This window comes from Streptomyces sp. NPDC049954 (genome assembly GCF_040656295.1).
In the GTDB taxonomy this organism is placed as follows: Bacteria; Actinomycetota; Actinomycetes; order Streptomycetales; family Streptomycetaceae; genus Streptomyces.
In genome coordinates, this window is record NZ_JBFALS010000003.1 from 22,022 (window position 1) to 48,407 (window position 26,386).

Below are 26,386 nucleotides of genomic sequence, written 5' to 3' on the forward strand. Positions count from 1 at the left end.
TACGACGAAAGGTCCCCCTCATGGTGCCGCGCGTCCTGCTCGCCCGTCACGGACAGACCGCGTGGTCCCTGTCCGGCCAGCACACCGGGCTCACCGATGTACCGCTGCTCGACGAGGGCCGGCAGGGCGCGAAGCTGCTCGGCGACCGGCTGCGCGCGCGGCCCTACGACGGGCTGCCCTCCGCCGTCGTCCGCACCAGCCCGCTCTCCCGCGCCGCCGAGACCTGCGAGCTGGCCGGTTTCGGCCCGCGCGCCGAGGCCTGGGACGCGCTGCGCGAATGGGACTACGGCGACTACGAGGGGCTGACCCCGGCCGAGATCCAGGAGCGCCGCCCCGGCTGGCACATCTGGCGTGACGGCGTGCCCGGCGGCGAGAGCGTCGGGGAACTCACCGCGCGGGCCGACTCCGTGGTGCGGCTGCTCAAGGAGACGGCCGAGGAGGAGGGCGCGGACACCGTGCTGCTCTTCGCGCACGGGCACATCCTGCGCGCGGTGGCCGCGCGCTGGCTGGAGCTCCCGCTCGACTTCGGGGCGCGCCTGCGGCTCAGCCCGGCCTCACTGTCGGTGCTGGACTGGGCGTACGGGAGGCCGGCTGTCGCGGCCTGGAACGAGACGGGTCATCTTTTTCCGTAGGGGTCCGTAGGGGTCCGTAGGGGTCCGTAGGGGACGGGGCCGGGCCGTGCCCGGATCGAGCCGATTGAGCGCGGCCTCGACGGTGTGGCCCCTTCCGCCCTCCGGGCGGTGTCCTCAATCGCCGGACGGGCTCAAGAGAGGGCGTGGTTCGGGGGAGCGGGTGGCTCGGGGAGCCGGACGGGCCAGGAACTCGGCCAGGAACCCGTCCGGGCCAGGAACCTGTCCGGGAACCCGCCCGGGCCAGGAACCCGGGCGAACTCAGAAGCCGACGCGGTGAAGCCGAGCGGTCAGGTGCAGGCGGCCGGGCTCACGTGGGGCGGCGCTGGGGCGGGCAGCGGTCCAGGAAGGCCGCGACGCCTTGTAGTTTGCGGTGGCGGGTCAGGGAGTGGCTGGTGCGGTTCAGCATCGCGCGGATGCGGGGGGAGCGGACCTCGCCGAGCAGGGTCAGCACCCTGCTGCCCGCCTCGGCCGCCTCCTCGGGCCGGCCCGCGCGGGTCAGGTCGTCCGCCAGCTCCGCCGTGTAGAGCGCGATGTTGCGGGTGAAGTCCGGGGTGCGGGAGGCGGCGACGGCCGCCGCGCGGCGGGCGTGCCGGGCCGCGCGCGACCAGTCGCCCAGCGCCGACCAGCACTGCGCCTCCAGGCCCTCCAGTTCGGCCTCGCCGTAGAAGGTCATCCACTCGGGGTCCGCGTCGCTGCCGCCCCTGCCGAACAGGGTGTGCGCTTCACCGAGGGCCCGTTCGCACGCGCCGCGGTCGCCCAGGCCCGCCCAGCCGCCCGCCTCGCGCAGCGAGAGCAGGGACAGCAGCCGGGTGGAGGACAGGTGGCGGGCCGCGCGCTGCGCGGCCTGCGCGGCGCGGATCGCCTCGCGCGGCCGGTCCACGTCGCGCGCGAGGAAGGCCGTGTTGCAGAAGGCGTGCGCCTCCAGCGCGGGATCGCCCGCCATCCGGGCGCCCGCGAGGGCCTCCGCGTAGTGCGAGCGGGCGTCGTCGAAGTGCCCGGAGTCGTGCGCCAGCCAGCCCACCGAGATGGACAGTTCGCCCGCCCCGGCCTGGAGCCGGTCGGTGGTGGACTGCCGGACGGCGCCCGTGTCGAGCAGTTCGTACGCGGTGCGCAGCGGGCCCGCCGCGCGCTGGTACAGCCCCTCGGCCCCGTGCCGGTCGTCCAGGACGCGGATCTGCCGCACCGCCTCCTCGACGGCCCGCGCCTCGCTCTCCCCGGGGTGGTGGCCGGGGCGCGGGGCCACTCCGGCGAAGGGATCGGGCAGTTCCCGGGGCGCGGGGGCGCCGGAGCGCTGCGCGGGCAGCGAGGCCGCCGCACCGGCCGGCGCGGCCAGGGACAGCACGCCGATGGAGGCGGCGGCGACCGAGGCGCCTGAGGTCATGAATGCGCGACGCCGCACGTCGCTCTCCTCGTCACTCTGATTCTCGTACCGCGGGTCGTCCGCGGGGTGCGCGGGGTGCGCGCCCACGACGGCCGCCCTCCGTCCCCGGACCGCCGAGCGCGGTGCGAAACCGAGGTCACTCAGGGTTCTGCCCGGGAACATGTGCAGGAACACCCGTTCGTAGGCGTAGTTGGGGCAGCGGATCTCTCCGGACTCCACGCGGCCGATGTAGCGCGCGTCGCACGAGACCCCCTCGCCGATCTCCCGCGCCGCCCGGCGTACCGAGGCCGCGAACTCGCCGGGGGAGAGCGTCCCCCGTAAGGCGCGGAAGGCCGCGTTGGGCCGGGGAGCCGTTCCGGAACTCCCCGGTGAGGCTGACGAAGGTGACAGTGGTGCCGACGACGCCATGGCCGAGCCCTCTCGTGCGGTTCGTGCGGGCCGGGCCGGCCGCTGCCCCGCGACCGGCCTGTTCCGACGGAGCAGAAAGGTACCCGTTGTGACGAGGCCAACACGCTGGGTTTCCGTACAAACCGGATATCTCACCCTTGATCTGCCATGAAACGCCATCCTTTGCGGCGGCGTGCCGCCGTAGCCCTTGACGAACTGGCGCGTTGAACGCGGTGGGGAGTGAGGAGCCGCCGGACGGCTCCGATTCGATCAAGGAGGGGTTCCCTTGTCGGAGTCCACGACAACGTCTACTTCGTCCACCGCCACCACCGCCACCGAAGCCAGGACCGCCACTGCCACCGCCACCACGAACGCCACCACGAACGCCGGTACGACCGTCACGGACGGTGAGGACGCCCCCTCGGGGCCCGAGCAGGGCGGGGCCGTCCCCTGGGACCTGGTGACCGTTCCCGCGCGGCACGGTCTGGAGGCCGTCGACATCCTGCGCCGCAGCGCGCCCTCGGTGGGCCCCGTGGTCCACGACGGCACCTGCGCGACCCTCGGCTTCCTCGTCCCGCAGGGCACCGCCGACGCGTGGGACGTGCCCGGCAGCGCCTGTACGGAGACGGCGGGCCGCGGCATCACGCTGCCGCGGCTCGACGCCGAGGGGAGCGGGACGGGCACCGGGCACAGCGCGTGGCTGCTGCCCCCCGGTGAGGGCGGCGAGGTCACCGACCCCGCCGTACTGCGCCGCGCCCTCGGCGAGGCGGCCCGCACCATCGAGGCGGTCGACCGCTGCCACTGAGGCCGTCGCCGGGTCGTGCCCGCGCGCGGCGGACGCGGGCGGCGCGCGTCCTCGGCCACTTCCTACAATGGGCGGGTGGCACGGAAGAAGAGCGCGGCGCCGGACGTCGCCGCACCGGTGGACGGCGGGCTCGCGGAACTGGTGCCCGACCGGGACCGGCCGCGCTCCTGGACGCTGACGCTGGACGGCGCCCCCCAGTCGCACGTGGACCTCGACGACCCGACGCGGCTCGACTTCGGCTACCAGCGCCGCATCGGCCACCTCATCGACCTGCTCGCGCCGGCCGGCAAACCGGTGCACGCCCTGCACCTGGGCGGCGGGGCCTTCACGCTGGCCCGGTACACGGCCGCGACCCGGCCCCGCTCGACCCAGCAGGTCGCCGAGGTGGACGCGGGGCTCGTCGCGTTCGTCCGCAGGGAGCTGCCGCTCGACCCGGGCGCCCGGATCAGGGTGCGCTCCCTCGACGCGCGCGCCGCGCTCGCCAAGGTGCCGGACGGCTGGGCCGACCTCGTGGTCACCGACGTCTTCGCGGGCGCCCGCACCCCCGCGCACCTCACCAGCACCGAGTTCCTGGACGAGGTGCGCCGGGTGCTCGCGCCGCAGGGGCGGTACGCCGCGAACCTCACAGACGGGCCGCCGCTGGCCTTCCTGCGCGGACAGGTCGCGACGGCCGCCGCCGTCTTCCCCGAACTCGCCCTCGCCGCCGACCCGGCCGTACTGCGCGGCAAACGCTTCGGCAACGCCGTCCTGTTCGCCTCCCTCCCACCGCTCCCGGTCGCCGAACTCACCCGGCGCATCGCCTCCGACCCGCACCCCGGCCGCGTCGAACACGGCCGGGGCCTGGCCGGCTTCACGGGCGGCGCGAAACCCGTACGGGACGCCGACGCGGTCGCCTCCCCGCCACCGCCCGCCTCCGCGTTCTCGTAGTCTCCCGCCGCTCCCGAGGCTCTCGGACCGGCCGGGGGCCGCGCCCCGCGCCCGCACCGCGGGAGCCCGCCGGGGCCCGCGCCCGCGCGCCCCGCGCTCCCGCCCCCTCGTCACGCGATCTCCCCAACCGCTCTCCGTATCGGCGGGGTCCGGGGCGGCGGGCATGGGCTACGGTGCCGGTCATGGCACGTGTGCTCGTCGTGGAGGACGACCCGTTCGTACGCTCCGCGCTGATCAGGCATCTGACGGACGCCGCGCACGCCGTGCGCAGTGTCGGCACCGCCCTGGAGGCGCTGCGCGAGGTGGCGCACCAGGGCTTCGACCTCGTGATCCTCGACCTCGGGCTGCCCGACCTCGACGGTGCGGAGGCGCTCAAGATGCTGCGCGGCCTCAGCGACGTACCCGTCATCGTGGCGACCGCCCGCGACGAGGAGAGCGAGATCGTCCGGCTGCTCAACGACGGTGCCGACGACTACCTCGTCAAACCCTTCTCCGCCCCGCACCTGTCCGCCCGGATGACCGCCGTCCTGCGCAGGTCCCGGCCCGGCACCACGGAGTTGCCGCACCTCATAGAGGTGGGCGGGCTGTGCATAGACCCGCAGCGGCGCAAGGCCGAACTCGACGGCGTACCGCTGGAGCTGACCCGCAGGGAGTTCGACCTGCTGACCTTCCTCGCGGGGCGCCCCGGGGTCGTCGTCCCGCGCAGGGAACTGCTCGCCGAGGTGTGGCAGCAGTCCTACGGCGACGACCAGACCATCGACGTCCACCTGTCCTGGCTGCGCCGCAAACTCGGGGAGAGCGCCGCGCGGCCGCGCTATCTGCACACCCTGCGCGGGGTCGGCGTGAAGCTGGAGGCGCCCGTGGCCCAGGCCGGGGCGGGCGGCGTACTGCCCGGCCCGACGGCCTGACCGAGGGGCGGACGTCCACGATGCGCTGGGCCCTGGTCAAGGTGTGCCTGCTCGCGACCACGCTGGTCGTCCTCGCCTTCGCCGTACCCCTCGGCCTCGTCGTCGAGCAGACGGCGCACGACCGGGCCGTCTCCCGGGCCGAACGGATGGCCGCCGCGATCGCCCCGACCCTCTCGGTGACCACCGAACGCGGGCCGCTGGAGCGGGCCATGGCGACGGTCGCCGAGGGCGGCCCGGACCGGCTCGCGGTGCACATCCCCGCCGGGGCCGGCGCCCCCGCGCAGGAGGCGGGACGGCAGCGGGCCGGCGACGGCGACATCGACACCGTGCGCCGCACCGGGCACACCACCTCGGTACCGGTGCCCGGGGGCCGCGCGCTGCTGCGGCCCGCCGCGCTGGGCACCGGGCAGATCGCCGTGATCGAGGTGTACGTGCCGCAGGGGGAGGCGGGGCGCGGGGTGACCGGCACCTGGCTGCTGCTGGGCGGGGTGGGGGTCCTGCTCGTCGTCGGGGCGGTCGCGGTCGCCGACCGGCTCGGGGTGCGCATGGTGCGCCCCGCCACACAACTCGCCGCCGCCGCACAGGAGCTGGGGGAGGGGCGGCTCGGGGTGCGGGTCGCGGAGCAGGGGCCGGCCGAACTGCGCATGGCCGCCGCCGCCTTCAACTCGATGGCCGACCGGGTCACCGGACTGCTCGCCGCCGAACGGGAACTCGCGGCCGACCTCTCGCACCGGCTGCGCACCCCGCTGACCGCCCTGCGGCTGAACGCGGCCTCGCTCGGCAACTCCCCGGCCGCCGAGCAGACCCGCAGCGCGGTCGAGCAACTGGAGCGCGAGGTGGACACGTTGATCCGCTCGGCGCGCTCCGCCCACACCGCCGGGAAGCGGCCGGACCGGGCGTGCTGCGACGTCGCCGAGGCCGTACGGGAGCGCATGGCCTTCTGGTCGGCGCTCGCCGAGGACGAGGGGCGCGCCGCCCGCGTCTCGGGCGTCGGCCGGGCGGTGTCCGTACCGGTGGCGCGCGGTGAACTGTCCGCCGTGCTCGACGCCCTGCTCGGCAACGTGTTCCGGCACACCGAGGAGGGCACGGCGTTCGCCGTCGACGTCGTCGAGGGCGCCGCGCACGACGCGGTGTTCGTGGTGGTGTCGGACGCGGGCCCCGGTATCGGCGACCCCGGGAAGGCGCTGCGGCGCGGCGGCGGGGCCGGGGCGCCGGGCTCCACGGGCCTGGGCCTGGACATCGCCCGCCGCCTCGCCGAGTCCACCGGCGGGGACCTGCGGATCGGCCGCTCGGCGCTGGGCGGCGCGGAGGTGCGGCTGCGGCTGCGGACCCGGGCCGGGGACGCGGGGGACACGGCCGCAGTGGGCGCCGCGAACGGGAGCGGCCACCGGGGCGGCGGGGCCGCGTCCTTCTTCAACTCTTCGACCCGGGTCGCTGATTCGGGACGTTGACGCGGGAGGTGACCCGGGACGTTGCCTCGTCAACGTGGTGCGACGCGGGGTGCGGACCCGGGGGCGTTGACTCGGGCCTTCGAGGGACGGCAAGGGCCCGGGGGTTCAGCGAGGGTTTTAACACGGGCCCACCGCCGGGTTAAGCGCACCTTAAGAGGCTGGGCCTCGCGCGCCCGCCGCACTAGCGTCGCCCTCGCTCCCCTCCCCCACGGGGAGCCCCCGCAGGCCCCCCGTCCGGGACCGTGCGGGACCCCACGAGGTTCCCCGCCGGGAACCCCACAGGGAACGCGCGCCCCGGCCGGCCCTCCCCCCACCCGGCCGGGGCGGGCCCCTGCCGTCAGGAGCGGGCGGCGCGCCATCCGGCCGCGCAGTCGCCGAAGATCCCGCGCAGGTGGTGGCCGATCCGCAGGTGGTCCTCGTCGTTCCGGCCTCGTCGTTCCGGCTTCGTCGTTCTGCTGGAGGCAGTCGGCGAAGTCCTTGCCGCGCGTGCGTTCCGCCTCGGCGAACAGGTCGCCTTCGACGTAGTCCCCGGCCCGCCGCGGATCGTCGGCGATCTTCCTGCGGAATGCGGACGCCTCCGAGGAGCAGGTCGAGGCGGATCAGCCGGCGGGAAGGGCGGGAGAACCGGACAGGTACGTAACAGGCGAAGCGGAGAAAACGGCAGCCGCCGGGGCGCTCGCCCGGCACGCGCGGGGCGTGGTGCCGGACGGCCCGCTGCCCGCATCGCGGAGGCGGGGGTGGTGTGCGCGGGGCGTGCGCGCACAATGGAGGCCGCGCGGGCCGGAGCAGCGGGGAGAGGTCATGGCACACACATCGCGGGGTCGCTCGGCGGGGCGGCCCACGCTGGAGGAGGTCGCCGCGCGGGCCGGCGTCGGGCGCGGCACCGTCTCGCGCGTCATCAACGGCTCCCCGAAGGTGAGCCCCCGCACCCGTGCCGCCGTCGAGGCCGCCGTGGCCGAACTCGGCTACGTACCGAACACCGCCGCCCGTGCCCTCGCCGCCAACCGTGCCGATGCCATCGCCCTCGTCGTGCCCGAACCCGAGACCAGGTTCTTCGCCGAGCCCTACTTCTCCGACATCGTGCACGGCATCGGCGCGAGCCTCGCGCAGACCCCGCTGCAACTCCTGCTCACCTTCGTGGGCGGCGAACGCGAACGCGGCCGGCTCGCCGGCTACCTCGGCGCGCACCGCGTGGACGGCGCCCTGCTGGTCTCCGTGCACGCCGACGACCCGCTCCCCGACCAGCTCGCGGAACTCGGCATCCCGGCCGTGATCAGCGGCCCCCGTTCGGCCGCCGAGACGCTGCCCTCCGTCGACTGCGACAACTACGGCGGGGCCCGCGCCGCCGTCGAGCACCTGCTCTCCCAGGGGCGGCGCCGCATCGCGCACATCACCGGAGAACTCGACGTGTACGGCGCCGAACGGCGGCTGGCCGGCTACCGCGAGGCGCTGGCCGACGCGGGCGCCCACCCCGCCCTGGTGGCCGACGGCGACTTCACCGAGGAGTCGGGGCGCCGGGCCATGGCCGAACTCCTGGAGCGGGAACCGCGCGTCGACGCCGTCTTCGCGGCCTCCGACGTCCTCGCGGCCGGCGCCCGGCAGGTCCTGCGCGCGGCCGGCCGGCGCACCCCCGAGGACGTCGCCCTCGTCGGCTTCGACGACTCCGCCATCGCCCGCCACCTCGACCCGCCGCTCACCAGCGTCCGCCAGCCCATCGTGGAGATGGGGCGCGCGATGACCGGTCTCCTGCTGAGCCGGATCGCCGGCCCCCGCCCCGCCCCGGGCCGCGCCCGCGCCGACCGGTGCGACGCCCTCGTCCTGCCGACGGAACTCGTGGTCCGCGAGTCGAGCTGAGGGCGGGGGCGTACGACGGCCCGGTGTGCCCTCCCGCCGCGAGGCGGGTGTGCGGTTCAGTCCTCCGAGGCGGGGCCGGTACGCCGCGGGCGCCGCTGCGGCAGCAGGAAGCCGGCCGCGATCAGCCAGGCCAGCCCGGTGAAGCGGGCGATCGGCAGCAGGACGGCCGCGCCGTCCAGCAGCAGCGTCAGCGTGGACAGTTCGGCCAGGGCCGCGATCACGAGCCCCGTCCAGGCGAGCGGCCGGGGCAGCAGTCCCGCGAGCAGCCCCGGCACGGCGACCCCGGCGAGCAGCAGGCCCAGCGGTACGACGTGGCCGGGGCCGCCCGTCAGGAACGCCAGGTACTGCACGGCCCGGACGACGCCCGGCTCCCCCAGCACCTCGGGCCGCGACAGGGACCACTGGAGCAGTCCGGACGTGAGCAGACCGCCCGCCGCGAGCAGCCCGCCCGCCAGGGCGATCGTCGCACCGGGCGCCCGGACCCCGAGCCGGTGCAGTCGCGCGGAGGCCGTCGCCGCGTAGAGCGCGAGCGGGACCGCCGAGGCGAACTGGAAGAGCCCGCCCGCCCGCGCCGCCCACGGATGCGCGCGAAAGTGGTCCAGACTCTCTGCGGCCTCCCCGAACGGCGAGGGGAACGGCGTCCCCTTCGCGATCAGCGCGCTCACCGCGAGGCCCAGGACCAGCAGCGCGGCGCTCACCACGGCCAGCGCCCCGAGATGAGGACCGCCCTGCGTCCCCGCCGACCGCTCCGCGTCGTGCTTCTCCCGCGTCGGGACTGTCATGACCCCCACCACCATTCGTAATAGTGAATGATTCACCCCTCTGAATCATTCTCGTTGGATTACGATAGCGTCATGCCAGGAGAGCCGCAACGCACCGAGATCCAGCCGCCGGGGCCCGAACCGGAGTGGTCCGCCGTCGAGGCCCGCTCGCCGCGCGGCGCCGCCTTCCTGCTCGCCCAGGTCGGCGCGTACGCCGCGCAGCGCTTCGCGGAGCGGGTGGGGGAGCTGGGCGTCAGCCCCTCGGACGTGGGTCTGCTGCGCCTCGTCGCGCGGCGTCCCGGGCTGAGCCAGCGGGAACTGGCGGGGGAGCTGGGCGTCGTGCCGAGCCGTGTCGTCACGCTCATCGACCAGCTGGACCGCGGGGGCCTGGTCGAACGCCGCCGCTCCGCACGGGACCGCCGCCACCACGAGCTGCACCTGTCACCGGCCGGCGAGGAACTGCTCGCCCGGATGCACGAGGTGGCCGCGGACCACGAGGACGCCCTGCTCACCGGCCTCGACACGGAGGAGCGCACGGCGCTGCGCGAACTGCTCGGCCGGATCGCCCGGGAACAGGACCTGGCGCCCGGCGTGCACCCGGGCTACCGGCAGGGCGGCGTACGGCGCTGACGGGGAGCGAAGGGACCGGGCGCCGTCACCGGCCCGGGCCGCGCTCCGCCCCTTGGGGTGGCACCGGGCCCGCGAACGGCGGGAGACACGGCGGCGCCCCCAGGCGCGGCGCCCCGGAGGACGCCGCCCCTGGGGGCGCGGTGCCCGGCACCCGAAGAGACAGGCGTGCCGGGAGCTGTGTCAGGCGGTTCTACCAGTCGATACGGCCGTAGCCGCCGTCGCCGTCGCCCTCGGTGGTCCAGAGGTGGCCCCACAGGATTCCGGAGGGGCCGTCCTCGGGCAGGGTGGCGAGGTACACGCTGGGCTCGGCCCCCTGGGCGGCCGTGCGGACACCGCGACCGCCGGTGAAGTCCGTGGCGGTCCAGCCCGGGTTGGCGCAGTTGACCTTGATCGGGGTGTCCCGCAGCTCCTTCGCGTACATGGCGGTGAGCATGTTGACCGCCGCCTTGGAGGACGGGTACTGCGCGGAGGGCGGCATCATCGAGCCGAGCGGGCTCTTGGTGCCCATCTGCGAGGAGATCGAACCGACCTCGCTGGACACGTTGACGATGCGCGCCGCCTCGGCCCGGCGCAGCAGCGGGAGCATCGCGTTGGTCACGGAGACCACGCCGAAGACGTTGATGTCGTAGATGGCCCGCATGTCCTCCAGCGAGGTCTCGCTCGGCAGGGACCTGCGGCGCGCGACGCTGGACGTCCCCGCGTTGTTGACCAGGATGTCCAGACGGCCGTACTCGGCGTCGATCCACGCCGCCGCCCGCGCGACGGACTCCTCGTCGGTCACGTCGAGCTGCACGAAACGGGCGTCGGCACCCTCCGCCCGCAGCGAGTTCTCGGCTTCCTTGCCGCGGGCCTCGTCCCGCGCGCCGATCAGGACGGTCACGTCCAGCGCGGCCAGCTGCCGCGCCGTCTCGTAACCGATCCCCTTGTTGGCCCCCGTGATCAGGGCGGTCTTCTTCGTCATGTCTTTCACGCTACGCCGCTCACCTGTGAGGCGGGGAAGCCGGTCGGGCCGAGCCGGCCGGGGTCAGCCCGCGTGCTCCAGCACGTCCTGCGCGACGTCCTTCTCCAGCGCGGCCCGGACGAGCGCCGCGGCGAACACGGCCGGACCCGCGTCCCCGGCGAGCCGCGCGAGACGGTCCGGGTCCTGCGGCAGGCCCAGCCGCTCCGCGCCCTGGAGCGCCTTGGCGTCGAAGCGGGGAGCCAGTTCTGGCCACACCGCCTGCGCCTCGCGCAGGAAGATGTCGACGCCCGCCGGGCCCATGCCGGGCGTCTCGCGCAGCCCGGAACGCAGCGCGCCCTCGTCGCCGTCCGCCTCCTCGCGCAGCCGCCGCAGGTCACCGCCGTGCGCGTCGAGCAGCCGCTCGGCACCGTCCCCGAGCTGGGTCGCGGTCCGCTCGTCGTACCGCCGGTAGTGGCCCTCGCCGAGCGCGTCGACCCGCTCCTGCCAGCTCGCGTCGGCCATGGCGCGCGGGCCGCGCATCCCGTCGTGGAACAGGGCCCGCGCGGCGGCCACCGCGACGGAGGCCCGGATCCGGGCGCTGAGCAGCGAACTGAGCACGAGCAACTGGTACAGCGGCTGCGGGGTGTCCTTGAGCCTGATCCCCGCGTCCTGGGCGTAGGTGCGGCCGTGCCGTTCGAGGAGAGTGGCGGCGACGGCGGACTGCGAAGCACTCACGTGCGGTCTCCCTTCGTGCGGATGTGTGCGGACAGGAGCTTCGTGCGGATGCGAGCTTCGTACGGATGCCCGCGGATGCGAGCGGTGGGGGCCGGTCAGGTCTGCTGGTCCTCGACCTGCCGCAGCGTGCGGCCGGTGCGGGCCGAGCGGGCCCGGTGCGGGTCGGGGGTGCCGTGCGGTTCGGGGCGGGCGGTGCGTCCCTTGTCCCTGGCCTTGATCAGCAGCCAGGCCTCCTCGCCGTCGGCGCCGGTACGGAACCGGGTCAGGGCGTACTCGCCGTGCAGCTTGTCGCCCTCCAGCCAGAAGGTGGCGTGCCCGCGCTCCAGGGCCTCGGCGAAGGGCAGCGGCCCGCCGTGCTTGTCGTGGCTCAGCGGCCGGTAGGTGCCCTGGTCCCACACGATGACGGTGCCCCCGCCGTACTCCCCGGCCGGGATGACCCCCTCGAAGGTCCGGTACTCCAGCGGATGGTCCTCGGTGGGCACGGCGAGCCGTTTGTCGCGCGGATCGCCGGACGGCCCCTTGGGCACCGCCCAGGACCTGAGCACCCCGTCGACCTCCAGCCGGAAGTCGAAGTGCATGCGCCGCGCGTCGTGGATCTGGACGACGAAACGCGCCGCGGGACCGGGCGCCCGGTCCCGGCCCGCAGGTTCGGCGGTGCGCGCGAAATCGCGTCGGCCGCGGTACACGGACAGCGGCCGCGCGTCCTTGTCCCCGTGCTGAGACTGCCCCATACGAGGCCCCTTCCCGGAGGGAACCGGTTCGCACCTTCACTGTGACGCGGATCGGGCGCGGGCGCGCGCGGGAAGGAACGAGCGCGGGGAAGCAAGGGGCGCGGGCAAGGAAGGGGCCGGACGTGTCACGGTGACACCGGGCCCCGGGCGCTCAGGAGGCGAGCAGCTCCCCGGGCAGAGCGATTTCCCTGGTCGCGCGGCGAGCGGGGTCGACGGCCACCGCACCCTCCTGCGACACGACGAGCCAGCCCGCGCCCGTGCGCCGGAGACCGTCCGCGTCGGTCAGCCCCGGCAGCCGCAGACGCGAGGTCTCCTTCCCCGAGTCCGCGTCGAGCAGGACGAGGTACTCCCGGCCCTGGTGGAACACCGCCACCGCGACCGAGCCGTCACGGTCCACGGCCAGCTGGTCGACGCGTCCGCCGTCCGCCTCGACGACCAGGGCCCCGCCCCTGCGCTCCGCCCGCAGCGTCCCCGGTCCGGTGGAGGTTCCCGTGGACGAGCCGGCGAGGACCGGGACTCCGTCGGCGCAGGCGAGCTGCTGGACCTGGAAGCCCTCCGGCACGGGCGAGGTCTCCCGGACGCGCCCGTCCACCAGGTCCACCGTGGCCACCGGGGCCCGGCCCCCGTCGTCGCCCGTGTCCCTGGTGACGCACAACCAGTCGGAGGCGGGATCGGAGGCGGCGAGCGCGATGGTGCCGGGCAGCCGGACCGTACGTTCGGTGGCCCAGTCCACGGGCTTCTCCACCAGGATCGTGCTGCCACGCCCCTTCCCGTCCCCGCCGCCCTCCGTCTCCCCTTGGCCTCCTCCGTCCGGCAGCCCGGGGACGACGGCGACCCTGCTGCGGCCCGGGAACAGTCCGTGGACCGCCGCGAGAGAGGCGCCCTGCGCGGCCACGGCCCGGTCCGCGCGGTCGAGCCGGTAGAGGCGGTCCGGCTTCCCGCCCGAGCGCGGGACCGCGATCATCCACCTGCCGTCCGCGAGCCGGACGATCTGCGGTGCGAGGGTGTCGTCGTCATCGGCCTGCGCGGGGACGACGACGAGCGGTTCCGCGGTGCCCCGGTCCGGGTTCACGCCGACCACGGTCAACTCGCCGCCCACCTTTGACAGGACGAAGGAACGGGCGCCCTTCCAGTCCGTGCCCAGCTCCACCCCGCCGGGCCCCGCCGTGCACCCGGCCAGGACCGGCACGGCCAGCAGCCCGAGCACCCCCGAGGACAGCACCCCGCCCCACCCGCGCCGGCCGCCCGGCGCGCGCCCCCTGCGGTACCCGCTCATCGGCTCACCAGTCCTTCATCGCATCGGTGGGAGAGAGCGCCGCCGCCCGCCGGGCCGGCAACAGCGCCCCCGCGACGACGACCAGCAACAGCGCGCCGACCAGGGCCAGGGCGGTTCCGGCGCCCGGGAGGGCGACGACCGGGCCGACATACGCGGCCGTATCGGCCCGGCCCCGCAGAACGGCGGTCGCCGCACCGCTGAGCGCGGCACCCAGCACCGTGCCGAGCAGCGCGGCCGTCGCACCGGCCAGTGCCGCCTCCAGGACGAGCAGCCCCAGTACCGACCGCGTACGGAAGCCGACGGCCTTCAGGATGCCGATCTCACGCACTCGCTGCCGCGCGAGCGCCCCGGTCACCGTGGCCGCGCCCGCGAAGGAGAGCAGCCCGAGGACCACGACCAGGACCCTGCCCACCGTCCGGACGAGTTCGAGGACCGAGGGCAGCGCGTCCAGCTCCTGGCGCAGGGTGGTGGCCGGATGACCGAGTCCCTGAATCCGGCGCTGTACGGAGGCCACCTGGTCCGAGGAGGTGGCGACCACCGTCAACTGGTCCCAGCCGACCGTGCGCAGGAAGCTCTCGGCGGGCATCCCGGCCTTGGCCGCGGCCCAGCGCAGTACGGTCGCGTCGTCGGCGTACGCGGCATCGGGGCCGTCCAACTGCCAGGCGGGGTCGTACAGTCCGACGACGCGGACGGTGTCGGAGACGCCGGTGCCCTGGCCCCGGGCCAGGTAGCGCGTGGTCTCGACGCCCACCCTCCGCCCCAGCTCGGACCGCAGGCTCTCCCCCTGGGCCCTGGCCGGGAGGACGATCTCGCCCGCGCGCAGCGGGAACAGGTGCGGGCGCACGGAGTCGAGGACGGGCGGGGACATCGCGGCCCGGTGGGTCGTCGCGTACAGCAGCACCCCGCTCACCCGATCGTCCTTCAGCCCGAAGGACACCTGCGCGCGGTGCTGGACCGCGGCCACCCCGGGCAGTGCCGCGAGCCTCTTCTCGGTGTTCGCGGTCAGTGGTCCGGTGCCGGACCGGTCGTCGTCGCCCTGATCGACCTTGACGCTCCGGTTGGCCCAGCTCTCCTGCACCTCCCGGTCGGTGGCCTCCTGCGCGTGGTCGGCGATGCCCGTGGACGCCAGGCACACCGCGACGGCGAGGGCCACCAGCACGACCAGGCCGTACAGGCGGCGGCGCAGGGCGATCACATTGGACGCGGCGAGTCGCAGCAGGCTCATACGGCGTCCGCCTCTCGGGGTGCGGGCGTCTGGGCGCCGGTCGTGTCGAGCCTTCCGTCGGCGAGATGCGAGACGGCGTCGGCCACCGAGGCGACGGCCCGGTCGTGCGTGACGATCACCACTGCCCTTCCCTCGTCGGCCAGTTCGCGGAAGAGCCCCAGGAGAAGTTGCTCGCTGTGTCCGTCGAGGCTGCCGGTCGGCTCGTCGGCGAGGACGACCCGCGGGTCGTTGACGAGCGCCCGGGCCAGCGCCACCCGCTGCTGCTCGCCGCCGGACAACTCGCCGGGACGGTGCTCCGCCCGCTCCGCGAGCCCCACCCGTTCCAGCAGCTCACGGCCGCGCCGCAGCGCGGCGCCGCGGCGCCGCGCCGAGGGCAGCACCACGTTGTCCAGCGCGGAGTGCTGCGGCAGCAGGTTGGACGACTGGAAGACGAACCCCAGCTCGTGCCGGCGCAGATCGGCGAGTCGGGCGTCCCGCAGCCCCGTCACGTCCTGGCCGTCGAGCAGGATCCGTCCGGAGCCGGGCGGGGTGAGCAGCCCGAGAACGTGCAGCAGGGTGCTCTTGCCCGAGCCGGAACGCCCCGTCAGCGCGCTGATCCGACCGGCGTGAACGTCGAGGCTGACCCCCGACAACACGTCGATTCTGCGTCCGCGCGAGAAATAGGACTTGTCCACGGCTTCCGCCCGAAGAGGTACGTTCACGCGCGTGCCTCCCGGGTCGGCTCTTCGCTGTCCACCTGTCACTTTCCTTCCGTCGCCGCTGGGGCGGCACTGGGGGGCAGGGCGCCGAGCGCGCCGCGCGTCTGCCGGTCCAGGGCCCACACCGCCCAGGTGGTCCGCAGATCACATCCGGGGTCCGGGCCGCCGGTCCGGTAGAGGTCGGGGGTGCCGGGACACCCCTTGTACGGGCCGACGCCTCGGCGCAGGGCTGATCGGAGGCCGTCTTCGAGGTCGCCGCCGAGTATCAGATGGGCCCGGACGACCTGCGCGTAGTCGTGGACGGAGGTGAACCGCGCCGGGTTCCTGGCCCACGGGGCGAGTGCCTTCGCGGTGACCCAGTCCGGGACGGCGTCCCCGTGGTGCGCGGAGCGCAGACCCACGACGAGAGCCGCGACGGCCGCCACCCGCGATGGGGTGTTCAGCCGCCACCGGCGGACGGTGGGCACCGGTACGGAGCCGCCCGCCTCCACGCACTCCATGACTCCGCGCTGCCACTGGGGGGCGTTGTCGACGGTCAGGGGTGTGGGGAGCAGGCGCCGGTCTTCGCATGCCGGGCTCGCCGTGGGGCGGCCGGGTGGTCCGGCAAGGCGGCGCAAGGCCGCGCGGGCGCGGTCCCCGTCGTCGTCCGGTCCGTGACCGGCGGACCGGGCCGTGTCGTCCAGCGCGAGCGTCAGCCTCCGGTCCCGCGTCGTCCAGCCGGCCAGCGAACGCAGTCGTTCGACCCACAGGGAGGCGTCCAGACTGCCGGAGTACGTGTCGGGATCACGCACCGTTCCGTTGCGGAGACGGTTGCCCTCCAGACGGCGGCGGGCAGCGTCGAGAGCGGGTTCCGCGGGTCCCGTGGACCGCAGGATGTGCACGGCGTAGAACAACTGCTCGTAGTCCAGGGTGCCCGCGTTGTGGCGCAGCACCTGGCGCCAGGCGGCCGTGTCCAGGACGGGGCGCTCGCCCGAGGACTCCCGCACCTGTACGTAGCCGTAGGTGTCGACGAGCCGGGCCGTGCGTTCGTCCGCGCTCAGGGAGGTGAAGCGCTCCATGGACGGCGCCCTCAGCCGCGCGAGATGTTCCGGTACGGGCTGCGACAGCAACCGCAGGGAGGTGGCCAGGGCCCCGGCCTCGGAGAGGTCCTCGGTGGAGTCCGCGAGTCGCCTCAACCGGCCGGCTGTCGCCGAGATCGCGTCGGCGGGCAGGTCTTCGAGGGCGCCCACCGCGTGGAGGACTTCGAGGGCCGCCCAGGTACTGCCGACGAGGGCGGCGGTGTCCCGGGTGTCGAGGTCGGGGTCCTGGTAGAGGCCGTCCTCACGGCGCAGCCCCCGTACGGCCTCCACGTCCGAGGGGCCGAGCACACGGCTCGCCCCGGCCCGCCGGAAGGCGATGAGCGAGTAGCGGCCCCACAGCGCCGACATGGCCACCGCTTCCTCGTGCAGGGCCGACTGCTCCTGATCATTGAGGGAGACCCGTGGTGCGGAACCGGTCTCCGCCAGCGCCGCGAGCGCGTAGGACTGGGCCTCGACACCGGCGGGTTCGTTCCTCAGAAAGGGGTGGTAGTAGAGGCCGTTCTGTGAGCTGACCAGGGCCTGGAAGTACTGCCCCGCTTCCGGGTCCGTCCGGCCGGACACGTGGTCACCGGACGCACAGGAGCCGAGTACTAACCAGAGGGGGATCACCGGCAGCAACCGGCGAAGGGATGTCACTTCGGAGTCCTTGTGTCCGGCCGTGCGCGCTCAGGCCGCCCCGGCGTAGGCGCACTTCGTGCTGAACCTGATCCTGCTGGTGATCTGAGCGGAACCGCAGCTCTTGGTGGACACGTACGTCGTCGTCTTGCTGGGACGCATCTGACCGCTGGTGTCGGAGATCCAGGTCCCGCTGTTCTTCCAGGTCACACGGCCGAGCGCCCTGTTGACCATCTTGAGCGTGGCCTCCGGGTTCTTCGAGATCGTGATGCTCACCCGGATTCCGTGGGCCTGAAGATCGGCGACGTTCTTGATCCACTGGGCCTTCCTCGGGGCGGTGCCCTGCATCTTCGTGGACGCCTTCCAGTCGCACGCGGTCACATAGGTGCCGCAGTGCCAGGCGTTCACCGACATCCTGTTCCCGCCCGGGATGTTCCAGGAGCCGGAATCGCTGGTGGCGTGCGCGTTCGGGCCGGCCCCGAGGAGACCGGCGCTCAGAGCGACCGCGCTCGCGGCGCCCGCGATGAGGCGGGTGCGAGCTGCTCGAATCTTCATGTTGTCCCCGTTTCCCCGTGGTGTCCCGCTGCCCGCGCAGAGCCCCGGACGGCTCCGGCGGAGGCGTCCGGCCAGTGGTGGCAGACCGGCGCGCGAAGTGGGCGCAACCTTCTCATAAAGTCGATCATGTGGGCAAAGCGGTTGAGTCGGGGTGGAATGGTCGAACGTGTGCCCGTGCAGGGGTGGTCCGTCGGGTCCGTCGGGGGGCGGTCCTCGGAGGGTTCCGGTGGGCAGGGGGGAGGGGCGGGGAGGCCGTAGCCTGGAGGCATGGCCTCGTTCTCCGCCGCGTTTCCCGACCCCGACGCCTCGGCCGTGCCCGAGGTCGAGGAGCTGGCCCGGATGCTGGAGGGGCGCGGGATCGTCGTCCTCAGTGGTGCCGGGCTGTCCACCGAGTCGGGCATCCCCGACTACCGCGGGGTCTCCGGGACGCTGCGGCACCACACCCCTATGACGTACGGGGAGTTCACGGGCTCCGAGGAGGGGCGCCGTCGCTACTGGGCGCGCAGTCACGCCGGGTGGCGGCGCATCGCGCGGGCCGAACCCAACGCGGGGCACCGCGCGGTCGAGGCGCTGCGCCGCTCCGGGCACGTGTCGGCGGTGATCACGCAGAACGTGGACGGGCTGCACCGGGCGGCCGGGACCCGGGAGGCCGTGGAACTGCACGGGGGCCTGAACCGGGTCGTGTGCCTGGACTGCGGGCGGATCACCGCGCGGGCGGAGCTGGACGTGCGGCTGCGCGGCCTCAACGGGGACTTCGCCGCCGCGGGGGAGGGACGGGTCAACCCGGACGGTGACGTGGAACTGCCCGAGGACGTCGTGCGCTCCTTCCGGATCGCGCCGTGCGCCGCCTGCGGCGGGGTGCTCAAGCCGGACGTGGTGTTCTTCGGCGAGAGCGTGCCCCGGCCCCGGGTCCAGCGCTGCGTCGACCTGGTCGACGCGGCACGCGGCCTGCTGGTCCTCGGCTCCTCGCTCAGCGTGATGTCCGGACTGCGTTTCGTCCGGCAGACGGCGAAGGCGGGCAGACCGGTGGCGATCGTGAACCAGGGCGCGACCCGCGGGGACGACCGGGCCGGTCTCCGTGTCGCGCTGCCTCTGGGGTCGGTCCTCCCGGCCCTCGTGGAGCGGCTCGGAGCCCGGCGGCCCGCCGAAGGGTGACGGCCCGCGCCGCCGCGCCCGGTCACCGGTGCTCGTACGCCCCCAGATCCGGGTGCCCGTCCCGCGGCAGACGGTCGGCGTCCAGGGCGGGGGCCTCCTCGGGGGCCTCGTCGGGGACGCCCCGGTCGATCGCGGCGCTGCCCGGCCGGAGGTGGAAGTCGCCCGCGCCCGGATCGGCGAAGAGCGGGTCGCCGCCCCGGTTGGTGCCACGGCCGGTGGCGGCCGAGTAGTCGCCCACGAGGAGGTTGCCGCTGAACCGGGACCGCCCGGACGGGGAGAAGTCGGCGGCCCGTTCACCGGGGGCGGCGGCCACGATGTTGCCGGTGACCGTGACGTCCCAGGCGTGGACCGCCGTCAGATCGCTGGTCAGCTCCGCGCTGCGCACGTTGTGGTACAGCGTGTTGTGGACGAGGTCGACCCGCCCGCTGCGGTAGACGACGGCGCCGCGCCCGCCGTTGTCGTAACTGACGTTGTCCTCGATCAGGGTGCGGCCCGTGTAGGACGCCTGACGGAGCGGGGCGCCGTGGAAGCCGGCGTTGTCGAAGGAGTCCACGATGATGCCGTTGCCGTCGGTGATCCGCGCGAAGTCCCCCGAGGCGCTCGGCACGAGGTTCTCGTTGTCGTAGGTCAGGTTGCCCTTGATCACCATCTTGTACGCGGTGGTGTTCCCGTCCGAGTTCCAGGCGCTGTTGAAGGAGATGCCGCTGCCGCCGAACGGGGACCAACGGGAGTTGTGGGCCGCGATGTTGTAGGCGACGGTGACGTAGTCCGCGAACTGGGCGCTGATCCCCACGAGCGGGCAGCGCGTCACGGTGTTGCCCCAGATCCGCACGTGGTGCGGGCGGCGGGGCGGCTGGGCCGTCCGCTGCTCGTCGGCGGCGATGCAGTTGCCGTTGAGGGCCTGGTCGTGCGTGTCACCGCTGCGGGCCCGCGCCCGCTGCGCCGCCGTCAGCTCCTCGCTGTTGCCGCGCACCGTGAACCCCGACACGGTCACGTACGAGGCGTGGACGTGGATGCCCTGCCAGCCCGAGGCCCGGATCAGCGGCCGGGTGCCGGGATAGGCGGCGTACGTGATCCAGTGGCCGGGCGTCCCGGAGGTGTCGATGCCCAGTACCGAGGACGCTCCGGGTGCGCTGTAGGTCCCGCCCACCACCAGTACGGTGTCGCCGGGCCGGGTCAGGCCCGCGGCGCGCTGAAGGGTGCGTACGGCGCTCGCGCGCGACAGCCCGTCCGCCCCGTCGTCCCCGGACGGCCCCACGTAGAGGTAGCGCCCGCCCTGTGTCGGCGGCATCTCCGTACCGGACCAGGACGGGCCTCCGCTGCCCGCGCCGACCCCGCCCGGCCGCAGCGGTGCCGGGGAGTGCGAGGGGGCGGAGGGCGGAGGAGCGGGAGTGGGGGACGTCCGCTTCGGCCGGGGCGGGCGGCTGCGGGTGGGCGTGGGTTCCCCGGAGGCCGGCGCCGCGGCCTGCGTGCGCGGGGCGGCGGCGACCGGTCGTGCGGGCCGCTGCTCGTCGCGATGGAAGACGGCCACGGCGAGACCCACCCCGGCGACCACCGTCAGACCGAGGACGGCGGCGACGAGGGAGGGCTTGGCCATGACGGCCTGCGCGAGAGGCCGGAGGTGTCCGGCCCCGCCGGGTACGGCACCCCCTGGCGACGCCACCGGACCTGCCGCCGCCGCGCCCCCGCCCGTCGAGGCGGTGAGGGCCGAGTGGCCCAGGTGGGCCGGGGGGACCAGGAGCGGGAAGGACGCCAGCAGCATCTCGGGCGCCACGAGCGCCTTCGCCGTGGAGCGGCACCGCGGGCAGTGGTCGATGTGCCGGGCGAACCGCTTGCGCCACAGGGCGGACCGCTCGCGCGGCCAGTCCCGCACCAGATCCGCCAGGGACGGGCACCCCGCGCCGCCGGCCGCCGCCCCGACGGCCTCCTCGATGTGCCGGGCCGTGTCCAGCCGGCTCCGCATCCGTTGCAGACGGACCCGCGTGTGGGCGGCCGACACCCCGAGCGCGGGGGCCAGATCGGCCCGCTCGATCGCTCCCGCCTGCACAAGCCACCACAGGTCGAGCAGCTCACGGTCCTTCGGCTCCAGCCATGCCGCCGCTCTCGTGAACGCCTGCCGCTGACGGCTGAGTTCCACCCGCTCCACGAGCCGGTCGTCACTCTCGCCCGCGACCTGTCCGGCACGCTCCACGCGGTCCACGTCGAGTTCGGTCAGCCAGGCGCGCTGCGTGCTCAACTGCGCCCCTCGGCGCCGCGTCTCGCGCAGGGCTATCGACAGCAGCCACGAGCTGAACCGCTCCGGTCTGCGCAGCCCGGGCAGCCCCCGGACCGCCCTGATCAGCGTCTCCTGCACCACGTCGTCGGCGTCGGCGGGCGGCAGACTGCGGGCCGCCACGTGGTACACCACCGGCAGGCTGGAGCGCAGCAGTTGATCGAGTGCGGCCTGGTCACCTCTCTGGGCCGCCCGCGTCAGCGCGTCGTCAACAAGGGGCACGGTCCGTCTCCTGCTGTTCGTGCGGCGGTCCGCTCGGGGTGCCGCAGGCTGTGGGGGGTGGGGGGGCGTACGTCCTGGTGTACGGGGGTGGGGGCTGTACAGGGGTGGGGGCGCCAGGCTACTTCCGGAGGGCGGGGGCGCCGCCGTGGGCGGCGACGCGGGTGAGGGCGGGGATGCCGCTGGGGTTCGGGTCCCCGCTGCGGGCCCCGCTCCGGGCCGGGGCCCCGCTCCCGTCCGTGACCCCGCTCCGGCTGGGCACGCCGGGTCGCGGGCCGCTTCCCGGAAGGCGGCCGGTCGTCCCGCCCGGCACCCTGCCCGTACCGCCCGGTGCCTTGGCCGTCCCGCCCGTCCCGCCAGGTCCGCCCGGCACCCTCCCCCCACCGTCCGGCGTCCTGCCCGGTCCGGCCAGGGCCGCGACGGCCGTGCGTACGCCGAGCCACTGGCGTTCGGTCTCGTCGACCCAGTGGGCCAGCGCGCGCCCGGCCGGACTGAGCGACACCCGGCGTGTGGTCCGCTCCAGGAGCCGGGCGCCCAGCGTCTTCTCCAGCCGCCGCACCCGCTGGGACACCGCGGGCTGCGCCACCCGCAGCCGCGCCGCCGCCCGCGTGAAGCTCAGTTCCTCGGCCACGGCGCGAAAGGCCGTCAGGTCGTCCCAGTTCATGGCGGCTCGCGGCCCGGACATCTCGGCCGCAGGGGGAAAAGGCATCGGTGACTCCTCCGGTCCGGCCGGCGTATTCCGGCCTCTCACCTGCACAGACCCGCGCGTGCACCACGGCGTAACAGAAATCCGCAGAAGTTGTTCACGCGATCTCGCGGGGGCTTCGGGGCGGCTTCGAGGGGTGCCCGGCGGCCGCGGACCCCGCTCCGCTGCGCGTGACCGTCATTGATCACAAGCCCGTCTGAATCAGAAGTACTGTGCACGTCCTCTTATAAGGCCAGGTCAGAGCGGTGGTCACAGGCAGGGGGCCGGGCATGAAGGCTGCCGCGGCGGGCTCCGGGGCTGCGACACCCGGCTTCCACTCCCCTCCACGGCGTTAGTGTCGCCGCGTTCCTCCCCCTCCCCCCTCCCTCTCCCTTCCCCCCCAGTCGGCCGGCCCTCCGTCCGGCCTGCCCGGACGGTCCCGCACCACGGCCCGCACCACTGGCCCACACCACTGGCCCGCACCACTGGCCCGGGCCACCCCGCACCGCAGGCCCTCGGCACCCCCCCACCCACGGCCTACCGAAAGGCACCCACCATGAACCGAACGCATCCGCTCCGCCCCTTCCTCGCCCTCGGCGTCCTCGCGGCGCCCCTGGGGCTGTTCGCGGCGGGCCCCGCCCAGGCCGCGTCCACCACGTACTACGTGAGCCCCTCGGGCTCCGACACGAACTCCGGCACCTCCGAGAGCGCCCCGCTGAAGACCCTCCAGAAGGCCGCCGACCGCACCAAGCCGGGCGACACCGTGTCGATCATGGGCGGTACGTACACCGAGTCGGCGCCCGGCCGCGACATCCTCGTCATCAAGCGCTCCGGAACCGCCGGCCAGCCGATCACCTACCGCGCGCACCCCGGCAGCAAGCCGGTCATCCACCCGGTGAACAGCTGGAACGGCGTCAACGTCGCCGGCGCCTCCCACATCGTCATCTCCGGGCTGGAGATCGCGGGCGACTCCTCGCGGATCAGCCTCGCCGACGCCGAGCGCAACGCCGGACGCGACGACCCGCGCTACAACACCAACTGCCTGAACATCCACCGGGACGGCGACAGCGGACCGGCCCCGCACGACGTACTCGTCACCGGCAACGAGGTGCACCACTGCCCGGGGGCCGGTATCTCCGCGATCGACGCCGACGAGGTGACGGTCGACCACAACAAGGTCCACGACACCTCCTGGTACACGCACTACGCCACGAGCGGCATCTCCTTCCTGCGCGCGCTGGACGCGAGCCCCGGCGACCCCCAGAAGTACAAGATGCGGATCACCGGGAACGTGGTGTACGGCAACGAGACCAAGGTCAAGTGGGGCAACTGCGGCTGCTATTCGGACGGCAACGGCATCATCGTCGACACCAACCAGAACAAGCCCGAGGGGACCGGCGCCGACTACCAGGGGCGCACCCTGGTCGCCAACAACGTCACCTTCGACAACGGCGGTTCCGGCATCCACAGCTTCAAGTCGCAGCACGTGGACATCGTCAACAACACGGCGTACTACAACTCCCGCTCCCCGCACCTGGATTACGGCAACATCTATGCCGCGTACAGCCGGGACGTGCGGCTGCTGAACAACGTCTCCTCCGTCCGTCCCGGCGAGCCCACCAACAGCAACGGCAAGAACGAGGACGTCACGTACGACTACAACGTCTACTTCGGCGGCAAGACGCCCGAGGTGAAGGGGCCGCACGACCTCGTCGCCGACCCGCGTCTGGTCCACCCCACGACCGACCCCGCCGCGGCCGACTTCCGCCCGGGCGCCAACTCCCCCGCCCTGGGAAGCGGCACGCCGTTCCCCGCCGTACCGCAGGACATCACCGGCCGCGACAGGGACTCGGCGCAGGGCTGGGACCGGGGCGCCTACGCGAAGGGCGCGACCGCTCAGGCCGGCACCCCGGGCGCCGGTTCCGCTCCGGCCGCGAGCGCCGCCCCCGGTGCGGCCGGCACGACCGGCGCGAAGCCGCAGGGCCGGCCCTCCGCGCAGGGGGAGACCGCCGCGCGGTCCGCGCAGGACGGAACGCCTTCACCCGCCACCCCCGCACCCGCCACCCCCGCACCCGGCGCCCACGACTCCCTGGCCTCCACCGGCTTCGACGCGGCCCCCGCCCTCACCGGGGTGGCCGCCCTCGCCGCGGGCGCCGGCCTGCTCCTGTGGCGCCGCCGCAAGCCCGGTGGCCACGCCCGCTCCGGTTCCTGAGCACCGGGCCGGCGGCCCCCTTACGGAACGGTGACGTGTGGTCCCCGCAGGCCGCTTCGCCGCCGTCGCGGCCCTAGCGTGGCGCCATGCGTGTACTGGTCACCGGCGGTGCCGGGTTCATCGGGTCCCATGTCGTCGAGGCCCTGACGGCTCGCGGGCACGAGGCCCTCGTGTTCGACGTGCGGCGCGAGCCGGGCGCCGACGTACGCGATCCGGAGGCGGTCGCGGCGGCCCTGGCCGGGGTGGACGCCGTCTGTCACCAGGCGGCCATGGTCGGCCTCGGGAACGGGGTCACCGACGCGGCCGAATACGTCTCCCGCAACGACCTGGGGACGGCCGTGCTGCTGTCGGCCATGGCCGGGGCGGGCGTGCGCAGGCTCGTCCTGGCCGGTTCGATGGTCGTCTACGGCGAGGGGCGCTACACGTGCCCGGAGCACGGGGTGGTGCGGCCGGGCCCCCGGGCGGCCGGCGACCTGGACGCCGGGCGGTTCGAGCCGCGGTGCCCTCGGTGCGGGGCCGAGGTGGTGCCCGGGCTGGTCGCGGAGGACGCGCCCGCCGATCCGCGCAACGTGTACGCCGCGACCAAGCTCGCCCAGGAGCACCTCGCCGCGGCCTGGGCGCGCAGCACGGACGGGACCGCGCTGTCGCTGCGCTACCACAACGTCTACGGACCGCGGATGCCCCGCGACACGCCGTACGCGGGCGTCGCCTCCTTCTTCCGGTCGGCGCTGGGGCGCGGCGAGGCACCCCGCGTCTACGAGGACGGGCGGCAGCGGCGGGACTTCGTCCACGTACGGGACGTGGCGGCGGCCAACGTGGCCGCGCTGGAGGCCGATCCGGCCGGCGGCACGCTGCGCGCGTACAACACGGGCTCCGGAACGCCCCGCACGGTAGGGGAGCTGGCGGAAGCCCTGGCCGGGGCGTGCGGCGGTCCGCAGCCCGTGGTGACCGGGGAGTACCGGCTGGGGGACGTCCGGCACATCACCGCCGACTCGGCGCGGCTGCGCGCGGAACTCGGGTGGAAGCCCGAGGTCTCCTTCGCCGACGGGATGCGGGAGTTCACGCGCGAGGGGTAGCGCGGGCGAGGGCCCGGAGAGGTCCCCGGCCCGGTCAGGGCGCCGTCGGCAGGGTGACCTCGAAGCGGCAGCCGCCCGGGATGTTGTGGACCGTCGCCCGGCCCCGGTGCGCCTCCACGATGCCCCGCACGATGGCGAGGCCGAGTCCCGCGCCCGCCGGGGGCGTCCGGGCGTGGGTGCCGCGCCAGCCGGTGTCGAAGACGCGCGGCAGGTCCTCCTCGGGGATGCCGCCGCAGCCGTCCGTCACGGACACGACGGCGCCCTCGGGGGTCCTTCGCGCGCCGACCGCGACCGTGCCGTCGGCCGGGGTGCGGCGGATCGCGTTGACCAGGAGGTTGCCCAGGACGCGGCTCATCTCCTTGCCGTCCACCTCGACCGGCACCGCCTCCAGATGGCCCCCGACCAGCCGCACCCCGTGTTCGCGCGCGAGCGGGTCCGCCCCGGCGAGGGCGTCGCCGACCAGGTCGTACAGGGAGATCCTGGCCGGGCTCAGCGGCAGCGCCCCGGCGTGGATGCGGGACAGCTCGAAGAGGTCGCCGACCATGCCGTTGAGCCGCTCGACCTCGGTGCGTATCTGCCGGAGATAACGGTCCGGTTCGGTGGCCACCCCGTCCTCCAGGGCCTCGGCCATGGCGCGCAGCCCGGCGAGGGGGGAGCGCAGGTCGTGCGAGATCCAGGCGACGAGTTCGCGCCGGGACGCCTCCAGGGCCCGTTCGCGTTCCCGGGAGGCGGCGAGCCTCGCGCTGGTGGCGGCCAGCTCCCGGCTCAGCTCGTCCAGTTCGGCGGTGGCCGGGGTGTGCGGCGCGGTGAAGTCGCCGTCACCGAACGAACGCGCGGCGAGCGTGAGTTCATGGCTGCGGGCGACGACCCAGCGGCCCAGCACGAGCGCGGTGGCGAGGGAGACGACGGCGGCCATCGCCACCACCGTGGTCACGACGGTCAGGTCGTGCGGGGACAGGAACATCGCCCAGGACACCGCGAGCGTACCGGCGAGCATCGCGACGACACCGACCGCGGAGACGACGGCGAGCGAGGCGGTGAGCGAACGGCGGCGCAGCAGACGCAGCGCGGCGGCCCCCACGAGACCGGTGGAGGCGGCCCCGAGGAAGGAGTACAGGGCGATGAGGAGGGTGTCGTGCACGGGTGGTCCGTTCTTCGGTGACGTCGTGGCGGGCCG

At 74.6% G+C, this 26,386-nt stretch carries 22 protein-coding genes and 1 pseudogene; 10 read left to right on the forward strand and 13 right to left on the reverse strand.

What is annotated here, in order from left to right; genetic code table 11:
* Positions 1-20 precede the first annotated feature (20 nt).
* Positions 21-632: a histidine phosphatase family protein gene (locus AB0J21_RS06610; RefSeq protein ID WP_363144736.1), complete on the forward strand. Its 612-nt coding sequence runs from the start codon at positions 21-23 to the stop codon at positions 630-632.
* Positions 633-939: 307 nt separating this feature from the next.
* Here the strand turns inward: AB0J21_RS06610 and AB0J21_RS06615 are convergent, their stop codons facing one another.
* Positions 940-2,421, reverse strand: a complete 1,482-nt coding sequence (locus tag AB0J21_RS06615; protein WP_363144737.1) for a tetratricopeptide repeat protein — start codon at positions 2,419-2,421, stop codon at positions 940-942.
* Between the two features lie 265 nt (positions 2,422-2,686).
* Between AB0J21_RS06615 and AB0J21_RS06620 the strand changes: the two genes are divergently transcribed.
* The 5 genes from AB0J21_RS06620 (at position 2,687) to AB0J21_RS06640 (ending at position 8,345) form a co-directional block, all read left to right on the forward strand.
* Positions 2,687-3,205, forward strand: coding sequence for a hypothetical protein (locus tag AB0J21_RS06620; RefSeq protein ID WP_363144738.1), 519 nt, complete (start codon positions 2,687-2,689; stop codon positions 3,203-3,205).
* Positions 3,206-3,280: 75 nt separating this feature from the next.
* Positions 3,281-4,132, forward strand: coding sequence for a fused MFS/spermidine synthase (locus tag AB0J21_RS06625; RefSeq protein ID WP_363144739.1), 852 nt, complete (start codon positions 3,281-3,283; stop codon positions 4,130-4,132).
* Between the two features lie 182 nt (positions 4,133-4,314).
* Positions 4,315-5,040, forward strand: a complete 726-nt coding sequence (locus tag AB0J21_RS06630; protein ID WP_363144740.1) for a response regulator transcription factor — start codon at positions 4,315-4,317, stop codon at positions 5,038-5,040.
* A gap of 20 nt (positions 5,041-5,060) precedes the next feature.
* Positions 5,061-6,491, forward strand: coding sequence for a HAMP domain-containing sensor histidine kinase (locus AB0J21_RS06635; RefSeq protein ID WP_363144741.1), 1,431 nt, complete (start codon positions 5,061-5,063; stop codon positions 6,489-6,491).
* Positions 6,492-7,292: 801 nt separating this feature from the next.
* Entirely contained in the window at positions 7,293-8,345 is a 1,053-nt protein-coding gene (locus AB0J21_RS06640) for a LacI family DNA-binding transcriptional regulator (protein ID WP_363144742.1), read from the forward strand.
* A gap of 56 nt (positions 8,346-8,401) precedes the next feature.
* Here AB0J21_RS06640 and AB0J21_RS06645 read toward each other — a convergent pair whose 3' ends face one another.
* Entirely contained in the window at positions 8,402-9,127 is a 726-nt protein-coding gene (locus AB0J21_RS06645; protein ID WP_363144743.1) for a hypothetical protein, read from the reverse strand.
* Positions 9,128-9,199: 72 nt separating this feature from the next.
* Between AB0J21_RS06645 and AB0J21_RS06650 the strand changes: the two genes are divergently transcribed.
* Positions 9,200-9,736, forward strand: coding sequence for a MarR family winged helix-turn-helix transcriptional regulator (locus tag AB0J21_RS06650; RefSeq protein ID WP_363144744.1), 537 nt, complete (start codon positions 9,200-9,202; stop codon positions 9,734-9,736).
* Between the two features lie 190 nt (positions 9,737-9,926).
* Here the strand turns inward: AB0J21_RS06650 and AB0J21_RS06655 are convergent, their stop codons facing one another.
* The 8 genes from AB0J21_RS06655 to AB0J21_RS06690 all read right to left on the reverse strand — a co-directional run bounded on the left by AB0J21_RS06655 (position 9,927) and on the right by AB0J21_RS06690 (position 17,590).
* Complete coding sequence (locus AB0J21_RS06655) at positions 9,927-10,697, reverse strand: SDR family oxidoreductase (protein WP_363144745.1); 771 nt, start codon at positions 10,695-10,697, stop codon at positions 9,927-9,929.
* A 63-nt stretch (positions 10,698-10,760) separates the two neighbouring features.
* The gene (locus tag AB0J21_RS06660) at positions 10,761-11,411 is read right to left on the reverse strand and encodes an endonuclease (protein WP_363144746.1); all 651 of its coding nucleotides are present in this window, start codon (positions 11,409-11,411) and stop codon (positions 10,761-10,763) included.
* Between the two features lie 95 nt (positions 11,412-11,506).
* Entirely contained in the window at positions 11,507-12,142 is a 636-nt protein-coding gene (locus AB0J21_RS06665; protein ID WP_363144747.1) for a DNA polymerase ligase N-terminal domain-containing protein, read from the reverse strand.
* A gap of 151 nt (positions 12,143-12,293) precedes the next feature.
* Entirely contained in the window at positions 12,294-13,418 is a 1,125-nt protein-coding gene (locus AB0J21_RS06670) for a hypothetical protein (RefSeq protein WP_363144748.1), read from the reverse strand.
* Positions 13,419-13,422: 4 nt separating this feature from the next.
* Positions 13,423-14,643 (reverse strand): FtsX-like permease family protein, encoded by a 1,221-nt coding sequence (locus AB0J21_RS06675; protein WP_363144749.1) that lies wholly within the window; start codon positions 14,641-14,643, stop codon positions 13,423-13,425.
* The gene (locus tag AB0J21_RS06680; RefSeq protein WP_363144750.1) at positions 14,640-15,344 is read right to left on the reverse strand and encodes an ABC transporter ATP-binding protein; all 705 of its coding nucleotides are present in this window, start codon (positions 15,342-15,344) and stop codon (positions 14,640-14,642) included. Before AB0J21_RS06680 ends, AB0J21_RS06675 begins: the two co-directional genes overlap by 4 nt.
* A gap of 38 nt (positions 15,345-15,382) precedes the next feature.
* The gene (locus AB0J21_RS06685; protein WP_363144751.1) at positions 15,383-16,981 is read right to left on the reverse strand and encodes a hypothetical protein; all 1,599 of its coding nucleotides are present in this window, start codon (positions 16,979-16,981) and stop codon (positions 15,383-15,385) included.
* Between the two features lie 105 nt (positions 16,982-17,086).
* The gene (locus AB0J21_RS06690) at positions 17,087-17,590 is read right to left on the reverse strand and encodes a hypothetical protein (RefSeq protein ID WP_363144752.1); all 504 of its coding nucleotides are present in this window, start codon (positions 17,588-17,590) and stop codon (positions 17,087-17,089) included.
* A 339-nt stretch (positions 17,591-17,929) separates the two neighbouring features.
* Between AB0J21_RS06690 and AB0J21_RS06695 the strand changes: the two genes are divergently transcribed.
* Complete coding sequence (locus tag AB0J21_RS06695; protein WP_363145203.1) at positions 17,930-18,745, forward strand: NAD-dependent protein deacetylase; 816 nt, start codon at positions 17,930-17,932, stop codon at positions 18,743-18,745.
* A gap of 22 nt (positions 18,746-18,767) precedes the next feature.
* On the opposite strand, the gene AB0J21_RS06700 is transcribed toward AB0J21_RS06695, so the two are convergent.
* Together AB0J21_RS06700 and AB0J21_RS06705 are read right to left on the reverse strand one after the other, a co-directional pair.
* On the reverse strand, positions 18,768-21,239 hold the full coding sequence (locus AB0J21_RS06700) for a sigma-70 family RNA polymerase sigma factor (RefSeq protein ID WP_363144753.1): 2,472 nt from the start codon (positions 21,237-21,239) through the stop codon (positions 18,768-18,770).
* Between the two features lie 472 nt (positions 21,240-21,711).
* Positions 21,712-21,900: pseudogene (locus AB0J21_RS06705) on the reverse strand (LysR family transcriptional regulator); the annotation flags it as partial.
* Between the two features lie 577 nt (positions 21,901-22,477).
* Here AB0J21_RS06705 and AB0J21_RS06710 point away from each other — a divergent pair.
* A complete protein-coding gene (locus tag AB0J21_RS06710; protein ID WP_363144754.1) occupies positions 22,478-24,133 on the forward strand; it encodes a DUF1565 domain-containing protein in 1,656 nt (551 codons plus the stop codon).
* A gap of 86 nt (positions 24,134-24,219) precedes the next feature.
* On the forward strand, positions 24,220-25,209 hold the full coding sequence (locus tag AB0J21_RS06715; protein WP_363144755.1) for an NAD-dependent epimerase/dehydratase family protein: 990 nt from the start codon (positions 24,220-24,222) through the stop codon (positions 25,207-25,209).
* Positions 25,210-25,243: 34 nt separating this feature from the next.
* Here AB0J21_RS06715 and AB0J21_RS06720 read toward each other — a convergent pair whose 3' ends face one another.
* A complete protein-coding gene (locus AB0J21_RS06720; RefSeq protein WP_363144756.1) occupies positions 25,244-26,350 on the reverse strand; it encodes a HAMP domain-containing sensor histidine kinase in 1,107 nt (368 codons plus the stop codon).
* Positions 26,351-26,386 lie beyond the last annotated feature (36 nt).

Coding starts and splice junctions, on each gene's coding strand:
- AB0J21_RS06650 (WP_363144744.1), top strand. CDS start 9,200: ATGCCAGGAGAGCCGCAACGCACCGAGATCCAGCCGCCGGGGCCCGAA.
- AB0J21_RS06630 (WP_363144740.1), top strand. CDS start 4,315: ATGGCACGTGTGCTCGTCGTGGAGGACGACCCGTTCGTACGCTCCGCG.
- AB0J21_RS06665 (WP_363144747.1), bottom strand. CDS start 12,142: ATGGGGCAGTCTCAGCACGGGGACAAGGACGCGCGGCCGCTGTCCGTG.
- AB0J21_RS06675 (WP_363144749.1), bottom strand. CDS start 14,643: ATGAGCCTGCTGCGACTCGCCGCGTCCAATGTGATCGCCCTGCGCCGC.
- AB0J21_RS06695 (WP_363145203.1), top strand. CDS start 17,930: ATGCTGGAGGGGCGCGGGATCGTCGTCCTCAGTGGTGCCGGGCTGTCC.
- AB0J21_RS06655 (WP_363144745.1), bottom strand. CDS start 10,697: ATGACGAAGAAGACCGCCCTGATCACGGGGGCCAACAAGGGGATCGGT.
- AB0J21_RS06610 (WP_363144736.1), top strand. CDS start 21: ATGGTGCCGCGCGTCCTGCTCGCCCGTCACGGACAGACCGCGTGGTCC.
- AB0J21_RS06710 (WP_363144754.1), top strand. CDS start 22,478: ATGAACCGAACGCATCCGCTCCGCCCCTTCCTCGCCCTCGGCGTCCTC.
- AB0J21_RS06645 (WP_363144743.1), bottom strand. CDS start 9,127: ATGACAGTCCCGACGCGGGAGAAGCACGACGCGGAGCGGTCGGCGGGG.
- AB0J21_RS06690 (WP_363144752.1), bottom strand. CDS start 17,590: ATGAAGATTCGAGCAGCTCGCACCCGCCTCATCGCGGGCGCCGCGAGC.
- AB0J21_RS06635 (WP_363144741.1), top strand. CDS start 5,061: ATGCGCTGGGCCCTGGTCAAGGTGTGCCTGCTCGCGACCACGCTGGTC.
- AB0J21_RS06615 (WP_363144737.1), bottom strand. CDS start 2,421: ATGGCGTCGTCGGCACCACTGTCACCTTCGTCAGCCTCACCGGGGAGT.
- AB0J21_RS06670 (WP_363144748.1), bottom strand. CDS start 13,418: ATGAGCGGGTACCGCAGGGGGCGCGCGCCGGGCGGCCGGCGCGGGTGG.
- AB0J21_RS06715 (WP_363144755.1), top strand. CDS start 24,220: ATGCGTGTACTGGTCACCGGCGGTGCCGGGTTCATCGGGTCCCATGTC.
- AB0J21_RS06640 (WP_363144742.1), top strand. CDS start 7,293: ATGGCACACACATCGCGGGGTCGCTCGGCGGGGCGGCCCACGCTGGAG.